A 13,985-nucleotide genomic window follows, 5' to 3' on the forward strand; every position below is an offset into this window, starting at 1 on the left:
CGCCGCACCACGACATCTACTCGATCGAGGACCTGGCGCAGCTGATCTACGACCTCAAGCAGATCAACCCGGAGGCCCAGGTCTGCGTCAAGCTGGTCGCCCGTTCCGGAATCGGAACGATCGCCGCTGGCGTCGCCAAGGCCGGCGCCGACGTGATCCTGATCTCCGGCCACGTCGGCGGCACCGGCGCCAGCCCCCAGACCTCGATCAAGTTCGCCGGCGTCCCTTGGGAGATGGGCCTCAGCGAGGTCCACCAGGTGCTGACCCTGAACCGCCTGCGCCACCGCGTGAAGCTGCGCACCGACGGCGGCATCCGCACCGGCCGCGACGTCGTCATCGCGGCCATGCTGGGCGCCGAGGAGTACGGCGTCGGCACCGCCGGCCTCGTCGCCATGGGCTGCATCATGGTCCGGCAGTGCCACTCCAACACCTGCCCGGTCGGCGTCTGCACCCAGGACGACGCGCTGCGCCAGCGCTTCACCGGCACCCCGGAGAAGGTCGTCAACCTCTTCTCCTTCCTGGCCGAGGAGGTCCGCGAGATCCTGGCGCAGCTCGGCCTGCGCCGCTTCGAGGAGGTGATCGGCCGCTCGGACCTGCTGCGCCAGGTCAGCCGCGGTGCGGCGCACCTCGACGACCTCGACCTCAACCCGCTGCTCGCCCGCGCCGAGGGCAACGGCCTGCCGGTGCACTGCACCCTGGAGGGCCGCAACGAGGTCCCGGACACGCTCGACGCCCAGATGCTGGAGGACGCAGAGGGCCTGTTCCGCGACCGCGAGAAGATGCAGCTGCAGTACACCATCCAGAACACGCAGCGCGCGATCGGGACGCGGATGAGCTCGATGATCACCCGCAAGTTCGGCATGACCGGCCTGGCGCCCGGCCACATGACCGTGCGGCTGCGCGGCTCGGCCGGCCAGTCGCTCGGCGCCTGGGCGGTCCAGGGCCTGAAGCTCGAGGTCTTCGGCGACGCCAACGACTACGTCGGCAAGGGCCTCTCGGGCGCGACCATCACGGTGCGGCCCATGACCAAGAGCCCGCTCGAGACCCAGAACAACACGATCATCGGCAACACCGTGCTCTACGGCGCGACGGCCGGGCGGCTGTTCGCCGCCGGCCAGGCGGGGGAGCGCTTCTGCGTGCGCAACTCCGGCGCCGTCGCGGTCGTCGAGGGCTGCGGCTCCAACGGCTGCGAGTACATGACCGGCGGCACGGCGGTGATCCTGGGGCCGGTCGGCTTCAACTTCGCCGCCGGCATGAGCGGCGGCATGGCCTTCGTCTACGATCCCGAGGCGAGGCTGCCGCTCAAGATCAACGCCGATTCGGTGGTCTACCAGCGCGTCGAGACCGACTACTGGGAGGGTGTCCTGCGCGACCTCGTGGCCGAGCACGTGCGCGAGACCCAGAGCCGCTTCGCCGAGCGCCTGCTGATCGACTGGGCGATGGAGCGCGAGCACTTCTGGCAGATCGTGCCCAAGGAGATGATCGACCGCCTGGAGCAGCCGGCGACCCTGGCGGCGCGCGAGAAGCGGGCCTAGCGGAGAGGAAGGCGAGGGCGCCAAGTCTTCCCCTCTCCGCTTCAGGGGAGAGGGAGGGGCCCACGCGCAGCGTGGGAGGGTGAGGTGCGTTTGGCCGATAGTGCCGACACCCGTCTTGCCGACGCGGGCGGCGAAGCTATAGTCGCCGCGCCATGCGCATCCTCTACCACCTGCCGCTCGACCCGGGCAGCCGCAAGGTCCGGCTGATGCTGGCCGAGAAGAAGCTGTCCTTCGAGCTCAAGGCCGAGCAGATCTGGGAGCGCCGGGAGTCCTTCCTGCGCCTCAACCCGGCCGGCGAGGTTCCGGTGCTGGTCGAGGAGGACGGCACCGTCCTGCCCGACCACCTGGTCATCGCCGAGTACCTCGAGGAGTGCTACCCGGAGCACCCGCTCCTTGGCCGCGACCCCTTCGAGCGCGCCGAATCCCGGCGTCTCGCCAACTGGTTCGACCGCAAGTTCGCCCGCGAGGTCTCGGAGCTGCTGCTCGAGGAAAAGCTGATGAAGCGCTTCCTCGGCGTCGGCACGCCGGACTCCTCCGCGATCCGCGCCGCCAACAGCAACATCCACCACCATCTGCGCTACATCGCCTGGCTCATCGACCGCCGCACCTGGCTGTCGGGCGACGAGTTCGGCCTGGCCGACATCGCCGCCGCCGCGCACCTGTCCTGCCTGGACTACCTGGGCGACGTGCCCTGGGACCAGCACGAGGGCGCCAAGGACTGGTACGCCCGGGTCAAGTCCCGGCCCTCGATGCGCCCCCTGCTTGCCGACCTGATGCCGGGCAGTCCGCCGCCCAAGCACTACGCCGACCTGGACTTCTGAGGTCGCGCGGCGGCGCTTTCACGCCCTGGCCCTACCCCGCCCTGGCCCTACCCCGCCCGGGCCTATCCCGCCGGCAGCGCGGCCAGCCGCCGGCGGGCGACCTCGGCGGCCGGCGAGTCGGGGGCGAGCTCCACGACCTTCTCCAGGTCGCGCCGCGCCGCCTCGGGGTCGCCGAGCTCGGCCGCCAGCAGGCCGCGCTCGAGCAACGCTTCCGGATGGTCGGGCACCAGGACCAGGGCGCGCTCGATGTCGTCGCCGGCCAGCTCGAGGACGCCGAGCAGGCGGTAGGAGGCGGCGCGGAAGATCAGCGCCTCCGGGCTCTGCGGCCGCAGGTCGAGCACCCGGTTGAGGTCGTCGACCGCCTCCCAATAGCGCTCCTGGGAGGCCAGGATCAGGCTGCGGTCGACCAGCAGGTCCGGGTCGTCGGGGCGCAGGGTGACCGCGCGGGTCTGCTGCTCGTAGGCCGTGTCGAGGTCGCCGGCCAGCATCCAGGCCTGCCCCGACTGGCCGAGCAGGCGGGCGCGCTGCTCGCTCTCGGGGATCGAGTCGGCGAGCGCGGCGAAGCGCTCGGCGGCCTGCTCGTAGCGGCCGAGCGTCGCATCGACGACGCCGCGGCAGTGCTCGGCCGGCCCGCCGCCGCCCTCGGCGATCCAGGCCTCCGCGGCCTTTTCGCCCTCGATCGGATCGGTGCGCGCCAGGTGCATGCAGTCGCGATAGCGCCGCTTGGTCTCCTCGCTGGCCCCGGCCTCGCCCTGGGCCGCCAGCGGCGGCACCGGCACGAGGAGCAGCAGCAGGAGGAGCGCAGGCAGCAGCCGCGGGAATGGGATCGACATGGCCGGCAAGATGGCGCAGCCGGAGGCTGGCGCGCAAGGCGGCAGCATGGCATCCCTGGGAGATGACGAGGAGCACCCCCCGCCTGTTCTGCTTCGGCCTCGGCTTCAGCGCCCTCGCCCTGGCGCGGCGCCGGCGCGACGACGGCTGGCGCGTCGCCGGCACGACGCGCGACCCGGCCAAGGTCGAGCGCCTGGCCGGCGAGGGCATCGAGAGCTTCCTGTTCGACGCCGGGCGTCCCCTCGAGGAGGCGGCGGCCGCTCTGGCCGGGACCACGCACCTGCTCGCCTCGGCGCCGCCGGGCGCCGGCGGCGACCCGGTGCTGGCGGCGCACGGCGCGGCGATCGCCGCCCTGCCCGAGCTGGCCTGGGTCGGCTATCTCTCGACGACCGGGGTCTACGGCGACCGCGGCGGCGGCTGGGTCGACGAGGCGAGCAGCCTGACGCCGAGCGGTGAGCGCGGCCGGCGCCGGGTCGAGGCCGAGGCGGCCTGGCTCGCCTTGCACCGGGACCAGGGGGCGCCGGTCCACCTGTTCCGCCTCGCCGGCATCTACGGCCCCGGGCGCAGCCAGCTCGACAGCGTCGCGGCCGGCACCGCGCGGCGCATCGTCAAGCCGGGCCAGGTGTTCAGCCGGATCCACGTCGAGGACATCGCGACGGTGCTGGAAGCCTCGATGGCGCGCCCGAATCCCGGAGCCGCCTACAACGTCTGCGACGAGGAGGCCGCCGACCCGGCAGAGGTCGTCGCCTTCGCCGCGGCGCTGCTCGGCCTGCCGGCGCCGCCGGCGCTGCCCTTCGAGAGCGCTGAGCTGAGCCCGATGGGGCGCAGCTTCTACGACGACAACAAGCGGGTCTCGAACCGGCGGATCAAGGAGGAGCTGGGCGTCCGGCTGCGCTACCCGGACTACCGGGCGGGCCTGAAGGCCCTGGCCGCCCAGCGCTAGCGTGAGTCCGCCGAGCGCTAGCGTCAGTCCGCGGTTCGCAGCTCGGCGACCTTGCGCTCGAGCAGCACCAGCAGCTGGTCGAAGCCCTGGCTGCCGACGACCGAAGTGTACTCGGAGCGTTTGGTCGCCAGCTCGCTGAACTTGGCGTCGAGCAGGATGTCGACGATCCGCCACTCGCCCTCGACCTCGCGCAGCAGGAAGTTGATGGGAATGGCCTCGCCGTCGCCCTTGACCAGCCGGTTGACGACCAGCTTGGAGCCGCGCGGGCCGTCGCGGGTCTGGCCGAGCTCGAAGGTTTCTCCGGAATAGCCGTCGAAGCGCGCCGCGAAGCTGGCCACGCTCAGCTCCCCGAAGACCTCGACCAGGGCCCGCTTCTGCTCGGCATCGAGCTTCTGCCAATGCCGGCCGACCGCGATCTCCGCCATGTAGGGCAGGTCGAAGCTCTCCTGCACCACCGGCTCGAGCAGCGCGAAGCGGCCTTCGAAGCCGAGCTCGTCGGCCCGCTTCATCGCCTCGAGCAGGGCCGCGTCCACGGCCTCGACCGGCTCGGCCGGGCTGGCCTGGGCGGTCAGGGGCGCGATCGCCAAGCCGGCGGCGACGGCGGCTGCCAGGGCGCTGGCCGTCAGGCGGCGGAGAGAAGGCAGCATCGTCGTTCACTCCTCCAACGAGCGGATTGCGGCCCGGGACCCGCACCTTCCGGGCACGTTTCCCAGGTGACTCGGCCGGCGCACTTTGTCAGAACAAGGGCCGGCGGCACGGCCTTCCGCGGCTGTCGAACGCGCGCCTTATGTGTCCCCGCCTGCGGCGAAAGCAAGAGACGGTCCCCTTGATTCCGACCGATAGCAGTGGCCCGGCCCGCGCCGGCCGCCTGTGCGCCGGCTTCTCGGCCCGGCGTCCGCTGGCCGTGCTGCTCGCCGCGCTGCTGCTGACGGCGGGCACGCTCTGGGCGGTGGTCGAGCGGCTCGCCATCGACACCTCGACTACCGACATGATTTCGTCCGAGGTACCCTTCCGGCAGAACGACATCGCCATGGCCCGGGCCTTTCCCGAGCTGCGCGGCCTGCTGGTCGCGGTCCTCGACGCGCCGACGCCCGAGCAGGCCGACGCCGCGGCGGCCACGCTGGTCGAGCGCCTGCGGGCCAGGCCCGAGCTCTTCGCCGAGGTCTACTGGCCGGCGGGCCTGCCCTACCTGCAGGAGAACGGCCTGCTGTTCCTGTCGGTCGCCGAGCTCGAAGCCCTGGCCGACCGCCTGGCCGAGGCGGCGCCGCTGCTCGGCTCGCTCGCCGCCGACCCCAGCCTGCGCGGCCTTGCAGAGGTCCTGGACCTGGCGCTCGGCGAGCAGGCCGAGGCCGCAGGGTTCGGCGGCAGCGAGCTGGCGCCGGTGCTGAACCGGCTGGCCGCGGTCGCCGAGGCGCAGGCCGAGGGGCGGCCGGCCGAGCTGTCCTGGCGCACCCTGGTCGCCGGCGAGGAGGCGGGCGAGCCCGGCGGCCAGCTCGGCAGCGAGACGCGGCAGTTCGTGCTGGCGCAGCCGCTGCGCAGCTTCGCCGGCCTGAAGCCAGCCGGGCCGCCGATCGCCTTCCTCCGCGAGCAGGGGCGCGACCTGGCCGAAGCCCACGGCATCGAGCGGCTGCGTCTGACCGGCAGCCCGGCGCTCGACCAGGAGGAGCTCGACAGCGTCGCGCTCGGCGGCAAGACCGCCGGCTTCCTGTCCCTGGTCGGCGTCACCCTGCTGCTGTTCCTGGGCCTGCGCTCGCCCAGGGTCGTCGCCGCGGCGGTCCTGACCCTGGCCGTCGGCCTCAGCTGGACCGCCGGCCTGGCGCTGGTGCTGGTCGGCTACCTGAACCTGCTCTCGGTCGCCTTCGCCGTGCTGTTCATCGGCCTCGGCATCGACTTCGGCATCCACTTCTGCCTGCGCTTTCTCGAGGAGCGCGAGCGCGAGCCCGACCGTCGCAAGGCGCTGGCCGCCACCGGCGCCGCCATCGCCGGGGCACTCGGCCTCAGCGCCGTCGCCGCCGCCGCCGGCTTCCTGTCCTTCCTGCCGACCGACTACCGCGGCCTCGCCCAGCTCGGCCTGATCTCCGGCGCCGGCATGGCCTGCGCGCTGCTCGCCAGCTTCACGGTGCTGCCGGCGGCCCTGGCGCTGCTCGGGCCGCGCGCGACCCTGCCCCGGGCGCGGCGCCTCGGCGGCGGCGCCAACGCCATGATCGCCGCGCAGGGCCGGCGCATCTGCCTGGCGGCGCTGCTGCTCGGCCTCGGCTGCGCCGCGCTGCTGCCGGCGCTGCGCTTCGACTTCAATCCGATCAACCTCAAGGATCCCGAAACCGAGTCGGTCGCGACCTTCCACGAGCTCGCGGCCGAGCCGAACAGCTCGGTCTACACCCTGGAGCTGCTGCGCCCCGACCTGCCGGCGGCGACCGAGGCCGCCGAGCGCCTGCGCGCCCTGCCCGAAGTCGGCCGCGTGCTGACCCTGCAGAGCTTCGTGCCGGAGGACCAGGAGCCGAAGCTGAACATCGTCGACGCCATGGCGAGCTACTTGGGGCCGGTCTTCCTGAGCTTCCCGGAGCCGCCGCCCGAGGAGACCGAGCGCGCGGAGGCGGTCGAGCGGCTGAACACGCGCCTCGGCGAGACGGCGGCCGCCGGCGGTGCGCCGGCCGAGGCGGCCGCGCGGCTGCGCGACGCGCTCGCGCGGCTGGCGGGCACGGCTGCGCTGGCCGAGTACGAGGACCGCCTGTTCGCGCACTTCCCGGGCCTGGTCGAGCGCCTCGGCACGGCCCTGGAAGCGCGCCCGGTCGGGCTCGAGGACGTTCCGCAGGCGCTCAGGGGCCAGTGGATCGCCGAGGACGGCCGGGCCCGCGTCCAGGCCTTCCCGGCCGGGCGCATCCTCGGCAACGAGGATCTCGGGCGCTTCGCCGACGCGGTGCTGGCCGTGGCGCCGGAGGCGACCGGCACGCCGATCGTCGTGACCCAGGCGAGCCGCGCCGTCGTCACGGCCTTCGTCGAGGCCTCCCTGATCGCCTTCGCCGCCATCGTCGTGATCCTGCTGGTCGTGCTGCGCCGGCTCGACGACACCCTGCTGGTGCTGGCGCCCCTGCTGCTCGCGGCGCTGCTGACCGCCGCCGCCTCGGTGCTCCTGGGCCTGGCCTTCAACTTCGCCAACGTGATCGTGCTGCCGCTGCTGCTCGGTCTCGGCGTCTCGGCCGGCATCCACCTGGTGCTGCGCCGCCGTGAGGGCGCCGGGCCGGCGGTGATGGAGAGCTCGACGCCGCGCGCCGTGCTGTTCAGCGCGCTGACCACCCTCGCCTCCTTTGGCAGCCTGGCGCTGTCCGGGCACCGCGGCATGACCTCGATGGGCCAGCTGCTGACGGTCTCGATCGTGGCGCTGCTGCTCGCGACCCTGGTCGTGCTGCCGGCCCTGATGGCCTGGCTGCGCCCGGCGCCCGGCCGCACCGAGCGGTAGGCCGGCCGGTGACCATGCTTGACCCTGCGGCTTCGCGGCCTCAGGTATCATCGGTTCGCGGGGCCTTGAGACTCGGCGTTGTGCAGTGCAATCTTGCGCTGCCCGCGCCCGGAAGCGGAAAATATCCCTGATTCGATAAGGGCTTGTCTTCGCCCGGAAGGAATGACCAGTGGCCGTACCCGTCCGTCAGCAGCTGCGCGTCGGCGCCTACATCCTGAAGCAGCGGCTCACGCGCACCAAGCGCTACCCCCTGGTGCTGATGCTCGAGCCGCTGTTCCGCTGCAACCTCGCCTGCCCCGGCTGCGGCAAGATCGACTATCCCGACTCGATCCTGAACCGCCGCCTGTCGGTCGCCGACTGCGTCCAGGCGGTCGAGGAGTGCGGCGCGCCGATCGTCTCGATCCCGGGCGGCGAGCCGCTGCTGCACAGGGAGATCGGCGAGATCGTCGCCGAGCTGACCAAGCGCAAGAAGTTCGTCTACCTCTGCACCAACGCGCTGCTGCTCGAGAAGAAGCTCCACCTCTTCGAGCCCTCGACCTACCTGACCTTCTCGATCCACCTCGACGGCCTCCAGGAGGAGCACGACCGGGCGGTCAACCAGAAGGGCGTGTTCGAGCGCGCGGTCAAGGCGATCAAGCTGGCGCGCGACAAGGGCTTCCGGGTCAACGTCAACGCGACGCTCTTCGACGGGCTGGACCCGGACCGGGTCGCCGACTTCTTCGACTACGTCACCAGCGAGCTCGACGTCGAGGGCATCACGGTCTCGCCCGGCTATGCCTACGAGCGCGCGCCCGACCAGGAGCACTTCCTGACCCGGCGCAAGTCCAAGCAGCTGTTCCGAGACGTCTTCGCCCGCGGCAAGGGCCGCAAGTGGCGCTTCAGCCAGTCGACGCTGTTCCTCGACTTCCTGGCCGGCAACCAGCAGTACAAGTGCACGCCCTGGGGCAACCCGACGCGCAACGTCTTCGGCTGGCAGCGGCCCTGCTACCTGCTGAACGAGGGCTATGCCGCCAGCTTCAAGGAGCTGATGGAGGAGACCGAGTGGGACTCCTACGGCACCGGCAACTACGAGAAGTGCGCCGACTGCATGGTCCATTGCGGCTATGAGCCGACCGCGGTCAACGACACCGTCGGCAACCCGCTGAAGGCGCTGTGGGTCGAGTTGCGCGGCGTGCGGACCAAGGGCGATTTCGCCCCGGATATCGGCCTCGAGGGCCAGCGAAAGGCCGAGTTCGTCTTCGACGGCCTCGTCGACAAGGCGGTCCAGGCGGCGCCGTCAGCCGAGCCGAAGAAGCGGGCGTCCCGCGACAAGGAGCGCGCCGCCTAGGGCACGCTCCGCCGCGGCCGCCGCGCGCGCCAGCGCAAGCAGCGCCGGAAGCTGGCGCGGCGCCGCCAGCAGGCGGCCGGCCACGGCCCAGCCCCGGCTGCGCCCCCTCTCGTCCAGGGCATCCAGGGCCGCCGGCGGCAGCGCCAGGCCGGCCGGATCCGCGACCGCCCGCAGCACCAGGAACGGCAGCCCCGCCCGCGCCGCGGCGCGGGCCAGCAGATAGCTCTCCATGTCGGCCGCGACCGCGCCGCCGGCGGCCGCCAGCGCCGCCTTGTCGGCCGGCGTCCTGAGCAGGGCCGCGCAGCCGGCCAGGGCGCCCGCTTCGGCCTCCAGCCCCAGGCGCCCGCGCCAGGCGGCCTCGGTCGGCCAGCGCCGGCCGTCGGGATCGAGCACGGATTCGGGCAGCAGCAGCCGGCCGGGGGGCAGCGCCGGATCCAGGCCGGCGGCGAGCCCGAAGCTGACCAGGCCGGCCGCACCGGCCGCGACCAGCCGCGCCGCCTCGGCCTGGGCGCGCCCCGGGTCGGCGGCACTGAGCGCGATCAGGGGCGCAGGCGAGAGGCCGCGCGCGGCGCGGCGCAGCAGCCGCGCCTCGGACGCCAGGCCGACCAGCAGGCCCACGGGCCCCGGGGGATGCGCCGGTGAAGCCGAGGCCGCCACCGCGCAACCGCCTAAAGGCCGGTAGCGACGCGCCGCGAGTTGCCCTGCATCAGGTTGCGGTAGCGCGCGACGGCCCAGAGCGGAAAGTAGGCGGCGTAGCCGTGGTACTTCAGGTAGAAGACGCGCGGGAAGCCGATCCCGGTCCACAACTCCTCCTGCCAGCGCGCGCCCTCGCGCGGAACGCTCTCGAGGAAGGCGACGCCGGCCTCGACGGCCTCGTCCTCGACCTCGCCGGCGGCCATCAGGCCGAGCAGCGCCCAGGCGGTCTGCGAGGGCGTGGATTCGGCCATCTCGCCCTTGCGGTTGTCCCAGTAGGTCGCGCAGGTCTCGCCCCAGCCGCCGTCCGGCCGCTGCACCGACTTGAGGAACCGCACGGCCTGGCGCACGTGCGGCGAGTCGGGATCCTCGCCGACGGCGTTGAAGGCGCAGAGCGCCGACCAGGTGCCGTAGATGTAGTTGACGCCCCAGCGCCCGTAGAAGGAGCCGTCGGGCTCCTGCTCGCGCTTCAGGAACTCGACGCCGCGCGCGACCACCGGATGGTCGCGGCCGTAGCCGAGTTGCGCCAGCATACCGAGGCAGCGCGCGGTCACGTCGACGGTCGGCGAATCGAGCAGCGCGCCGTGGTCGGCGAAGGGAATGTGGTTCAGGTAGGTCTTGTCGTTCTCGGCGTCGAAGGCGCCCCAGCCGCCGCTCGCCGACTGCATGCCCAGAACCCACCGCTCGGCGCGCTCGATGGCCTCTCGGTAGCGCTCCGGGTCGGCCCGGTGCATGGCCATGACCACGACCGCGGTGTCGTCGACGTCGGGGTAGAAGTCGTTCCGGTACTGGAACGCCCAGCCGCCCGGCTTGAGGCCGGGCCGGCGCCAGGTCCAGTCGCCCTCGACCGAGGTGATCTCGCGCTCGAGCAGCCAGGCGAAGGCCTTGGACAGGGAGTCGCCGTCCGGCTGCTCGCCGGCCTCCAGCAGCGCGTGAGCGGCCAGGCAGGTGTCCCAGATCGGCGACAGGCAGGGCTGGCAGTAGAGCTGGTCCTCGCCGCGCGCGAGCAGCAGCTTCTTGAGCGCGGCCTTGGCGATCACCAGGTCGGGGTGGTCCTTGGCGTAGCCGAGCGCGTCCAAGGCCATGACCGCGTTCGACATGGCCGGGAAGATGCCGCCCAGGCCGTCCTCGCCGTTGAGCCGCGGCACGATGAAGTCGACCGCCTTGGCGACGGCCTTGCGGCGCAGGAACCCCGGCATCAGCGGCTCGCCGATGCGCAGCAGGTGGTCGGCCAGCACAAAGGCCTCGCCGAGCAGCCGCCCGCTGACGTTGTGGATGTAGCCGCGCTCCTGCTCCGGCGGCGTCGTGAAGAGCTCGCGGATGTCCACGCCGCGCGGATTGCGCGCCCGCGGCTTCAGGGCATAGAGGATCAGCAGCGGCGCGATCACGGTGCGCGACCAATAGCTGACCTTCGACATGGTGAAGGGCGACCAGTCGGGCAGCAGCATGATCTCGACCGGCATGACCGGCACGGCGCGCCAGGGCACCTGGCCGAAGAGCGCCAACGCGATTCGCGTGAAGACGTTGGCCTTGGCGGCGCCGCCGCGCGAGAGCACTAGGCCGCGGGCGCGCTGCATGTGCGGCGCGTCCGGGTCGTCGCCGATCAACTTCAGCGCGTAGTAGGCCTTCACCGTGGCGGAGACGTCGGCGTAGTGCCCCGGGAACAGCGGCCAGCCGCCGTCGGCACCCTGGTGGGCGCGCAGGTAGTTGCCGATGCGCCGCTGCTCGTCCTCGTCGATCTCGTCGAGGAAGTGCTGCAGCAGCACGTACTCGGCCGGAATCGTGACGTCGGCCTCGAACTCGAAAACCCAGTGGCCGTCGTCTCGCTGCACCGCACCGAGTGCCTGCTTGGCATCGGTGATCAGCGTGTCCAGACGGTCGAGGAGCGGGGCGCGGTCCAGCATTGTGCAACTGCGTGATAGCGGGTCGGCGCTCGGAAGGAAAGAGCCAGCGGAAAGGATATCAGGGCATTAGGCGTTGGCCTCGCGCCTTGTCAAGGCGACCGGAGCAGGCTCTCGGCGGCCGTCCGGCCCGAGCGGATCGCCCCCTCGATGGTCGCCGGCAGCCCAGTGGCGGTCCAGTCACCGGCCAGGACCAGGTTGTCCCAGACGGTCCGGCAGCCGGGGCGGCGCGCGACCTCGGCCGGAGTCTGCAGGAAGGTCGCGCGCTTCTCCTTGACGAGGCGCCCCGGCGGCTGGGCGTTGCCCGCCAGGCCCAGCGCCGCCGCCGTATCGCGCCAGAGTTGCGGCAGCAGCGTCTCGGCCGGCAGCTCGGCCAGGGCATCGGCGGCGCTGACCGTGACGCTGGCGATCGTCACGCCCTCGAGCGGGCTGCGCAGGAACACCCAGTCGGCGCTGCCGCCGAGCAGGCCGACGAGCAGGGCACCCCCGGGCAGCCGCGCCGGCCCGTCGAGGCGGAAGTGCGCGTTCACGATAGCGGAGCTGCCCTGCGGGACCTGCAGGCCGGGCAGCAGGGTCTCCGCGACCGGCGCCGGCACCGCCAGCACCAGGCCGTCCTCGGGACCGAGCGCAAGCCGACCGTCCGGGAAGTCCAGGCCGGCGACGCGCCCGCCCTGGCGCTCCAGCCGGCGCAGGCGCCGGCCGAAGCCGACCTCGACGCCGCGCCCGGCGAGGGTCGCCAGCGCCGGCTCGACGAAGCTCTCGCCGAGGCCGCGGCGGGCGACCAGCGGCCGGCACCAGCGGCCGCCGCGCCCGAAGGTCTCGCGCAGCACCGGCGCCAGCAGGCCGGCCGCGGCGACCTCCGGCTCGGCGTTGAGAACGGCCACCACCAGCGGCCGCCAGAAGCGCTCCATCAGCAGGCCAGGGCCGAGCACCTCCATGACCGTGGCGTCGGGGGCTGCCGTCAGCAGGCGCAGCGCCTTCAGGTAGTCGAGCGCGCCGCTGCCCGGGACCCGGCGACCCGGGGCCAGGATCCACCAGGCGAAGCGGCCGGCGTTGGGCCGCACCGTCCAGCTGGCGCCGCTGGCGAGGTCGAGGAAGGGAAAGGCGGGCTCCTCCGGGCCGGTCAGGCTGTCGCCGGCGCCGACCTCCTCGAGGTAGGCGAGCGCCGCCCGGTTGGCGGCCAGCAGCAGGTGGTTGCCGTTGTCGATGCGGCAGTCGAGCGCCTTGTCGAAGTAGGAGCGACAGCGGCCGCCGGCCTGCCCGGCGGCCTCGTGAACCAAAACCTCCCGGCCGGCGGCGCTCAGGGACAGCGCCGCGGCGAGCCCGGCCAGGCCGGCGCCGACGACGTGGACCCGCCCGCCCCGGCTCGCCGCGGCCATCAGAGCGCCAGGTGGCGCAGCAGCAGCAGCTTGCGCCATTTCGGCAGCGAGACGCGCCGGCGCGGCTCGCGCCCACACGCGAGGACGGCCTGACGGTCGCAGGTAGCCGGACGGCGCCGAGCAGACCGGCATCGGGCCGCGCCACCCAGGATGGAAGCAACCACCGGCACCCTTCGGGTGGCTCCACCCGACAATCGCGGCGGGGACAGGACGGGGGAACTCGATGGCCGGCAGATTGGCCCGCCTGATGTGCGGGCCGGACCGCTGGCCGTCCACAGGCCTAGCGGCCCCGGCAAGTCCAGAAGGCCAGCGCAGGAACGAATCAAGGTCCGTCAACCCTGCCAATTCAGCCACGGCTGGATCGGCGGCGAGTGATCGCGGAGGGTGATACGACGTCGTCGCCGATCGGGATGGTGGTGGCCACCGTGTCGGTAGTGGTGATGCCGGTGCTCGCGCGGGCGAAGAAGCGGCTTGGGCTGACGCTCGGGTCGCGGCCTGTGGTGGCGTCGCGCCAAACCGAGCTGTGTGCCTGGCTGCCCGCGTGGTGCTTGTCGGGCTCATGCTGAACGCCACACTCGGCGGCTGGTGGGTCGACCCGGTCGCGGCGCTGATCCTGGCGGGCTTCGCCGGTTACGAGGCGGTGCGGACCTGGCATGGCAGATCGAGCATCTTGCCGACACCTGCTGCGCCTGATCCGCAGGTCCGGGTTTCGTCGTCGAGTCAGTTTGTGAGACACCTGGCGGCCACCCTCAAGCTCGAGTCGAGACCTGTCGACACTCGGTCGAGGAGGATGTATGCCATCACGTCAACAGAACGCTTCAGTCAGCCGTACGCGGCTGCGCGCGGGGCTGCCGTCTTGGGCGCAGATCGCGGCGGTCGCAGGGTTGCTGGCCGGGTGTTGGCTGCTGGTCTACGGCGCCGGCGGGACACGAACCGCGTTTCCTCACGTCTTCTATATCCCGATCGTGCTTGCCGCGTTGCCGTTCGGTGTCGCGGGTGGCCTTGTCGCCGCGGCAGTTGCGACGCTGCTGTGCGGGCCGCTGATGCCGCTGGACGTCGCCGCCGGGGAGACCCAGCAGCTGACCAACTGGCTGATCC

12 protein-coding genes are annotated in these 13,985 nt (G+C 72.6%); 6 read left to right on the forward strand and 6 right to left on the reverse strand.

The features are described from left to right. Together WD341_RS00005 and WD341_RS00010 are read left to right on the forward strand one after the other, a co-directional pair. Positions 1-1,535, forward strand: a 1,535-nt coding sequence (locus tag WD341_RS00005) for a glutamate synthase-related protein (protein ID WP_368423345.1), incomplete at its 5' end; no start/stop codon positions are given. Between the two features lie 152 nt (positions 1,536-1,687). Then, positions 1,688-2,356 carry a glutathione S-transferase family protein gene (locus WD341_RS00010; RefSeq protein ID WP_368423346.1) on the forward strand — a complete coding sequence of 223 codons (669 nt, stop codon included), beginning with the start codon at positions 1,688-1,690 and terminating at the stop codon, positions 2,354-2,356. Positions 2,357-2,418: 62 nt separating this feature from the next. Here WD341_RS00010 and WD341_RS00015 read toward each other — a convergent pair whose 3' ends face one another. Continuing rightward, positions 2,419-3,189, reverse strand: coding sequence for a tetratricopeptide repeat protein (locus WD341_RS00015; protein WP_368423347.1), 771 nt, complete (start codon positions 3,187-3,189; stop codon positions 2,419-2,421). A 62-nt stretch (positions 3,190-3,251) separates the two neighbouring features. Here WD341_RS00015 and WD341_RS00020 point away from each other — a divergent pair, with 62 nt between their 5' ends. Then, on the forward strand, positions 3,252-4,130 hold the full coding sequence (locus tag WD341_RS00020) for an SDR family oxidoreductase (RefSeq protein WP_368423348.1): 879 nt from the start codon (positions 3,252-3,254) through the stop codon (positions 4,128-4,130). Positions 4,131-4,153: 23 nt separating this feature from the next. On the opposite strand, the gene WD341_RS00025 is transcribed toward WD341_RS00020, so the two are convergent. Next, a complete protein-coding gene (locus WD341_RS00025; RefSeq protein WP_368423349.1) occupies positions 4,154-4,777 on the reverse strand; it encodes an ABC transporter substrate-binding protein in 624 nt (207 codons plus the stop codon). 179 nt (positions 4,778-4,956) lie between these two features. On the opposite strand from WD341_RS00025, the gene WD341_RS00030 reads away from it, so the two are divergent. Together WD341_RS00030 and hpnH are read left to right on the forward strand one after the other, a co-directional pair. Next, positions 4,957-7,587 carry an MMPL family transporter gene (locus tag WD341_RS00030; RefSeq protein ID WP_368423350.1) on the forward strand — a complete coding sequence of 877 codons (2,631 nt, stop codon included), beginning with the start codon at positions 4,957-4,959 and terminating at the stop codon, positions 7,585-7,587. Between the two features lie 169 nt (positions 7,588-7,756). After that, entirely contained in the window at positions 7,757-8,914 is a 1,158-nt protein-coding gene (gene hpnH / locus WD341_RS00035; RefSeq protein ID WP_368423351.1) for an adenosyl-hopene transferase HpnH, read from the forward strand. Here the strand turns inward: hpnH and WD341_RS00040 are convergent. From WD341_RS00040 to WD341_RS00055, 4 genes are all read right to left on the reverse strand, one after another. Then, entirely contained in the window at positions 8,864-9,532 is a 669-nt protein-coding gene (locus WD341_RS00040; protein ID WP_368423352.1) for a hypothetical protein, read from the reverse strand. The genes hpnH and WD341_RS00040 overlap by 51 nt on opposite strands. Before the next feature lie 50 nt (positions 9,533-9,582). Further along, entirely contained in the window at positions 9,583-11,511 is a 1,929-nt protein-coding gene (gene shc, locus WD341_RS00045; protein ID WP_368423353.1) for a squalene--hopene cyclase, read from the reverse strand. Positions 11,512-11,600: 89 nt separating this feature from the next. After that, positions 11,601-12,887: a hydroxysqualene dehydroxylase HpnE gene (gene hpnE / locus WD341_RS00050; RefSeq protein ID WP_368423354.1), complete on the reverse strand. Its 1,287-nt coding sequence runs from the start codon at positions 12,885-12,887 to the stop codon at positions 11,601-11,603. A 346-nt stretch (positions 12,888-13,233) separates the two neighbouring features. Beyond that, positions 13,234-13,542 (reverse strand): hypothetical protein, encoded by a 309-nt coding sequence (locus WD341_RS00055; protein WP_368423355.1) that lies wholly within the window; start codon positions 13,540-13,542, stop codon positions 13,234-13,236. Positions 13,543-13,681: 139 nt separating this feature from the next. On the opposite strand from WD341_RS00055, the gene WD341_RS00060 reads away from it, so the two are divergent. Then, the coding region (locus WD341_RS00060) for a hypothetical protein (protein ID WP_368423356.1) at positions 13,682-13,985 on the forward strand (304 nt) is incomplete at its 3' end.

The organism is Tistlia sp. (assembly GCF_040905785.1).
GTDB lineage: Bacteria > Pseudomonadota > Alphaproteobacteria > Kiloniellales > DSM-21159 > Tistlia.

Bases quoted from the DNA above. Each gene is read 5' to 3' on its own strand.
- WD341_RS00010 (WP_368423346.1), top strand. From the start codon at position 1,688: ATGCGCATCCTCTACCACCTGCCGCTCGACCCGGGCAGCCGCAAGGTC.
- hpnE (WP_368423354.1), bottom strand. From the start codon at position 12,887: ATGGCCGCGGCGAGCCGGGGCGGGCGGGTCCACGTCGTCGGCGCCGGC.
- WD341_RS00015 (WP_368423347.1), bottom strand. From the start codon at position 3,189: ATGTCGATCCCATTCCCGCGGCTGCTGCCTGCGCTCCTCCTGCTGCTG.
- WD341_RS00020 (WP_368423348.1), top strand. From the start codon at position 3,252: ATGACGAGGAGCACCCCCCGCCTGTTCTGCTTCGGCCTCGGCTTCAGC.
- WD341_RS00025 (WP_368423349.1), bottom strand. From the start codon at position 4,777: ATGCTGCCTTCTCTCCGCCGCCTGACGGCCAGCGCCCTGGCAGCCGCC.
- WD341_RS00055 (WP_368423355.1), bottom strand. From the start codon at position 13,542: ATGCCAGGTCCGCACCGCCTCGTAACCGGCGAAGCCCGCCAGGATCAG.
- shc (WP_368423353.1), bottom strand. From the start codon at position 11,511: ATGCTGGACCGCGCCCCGCTCCTCGACCGTCTGGACACGCTGATCACC.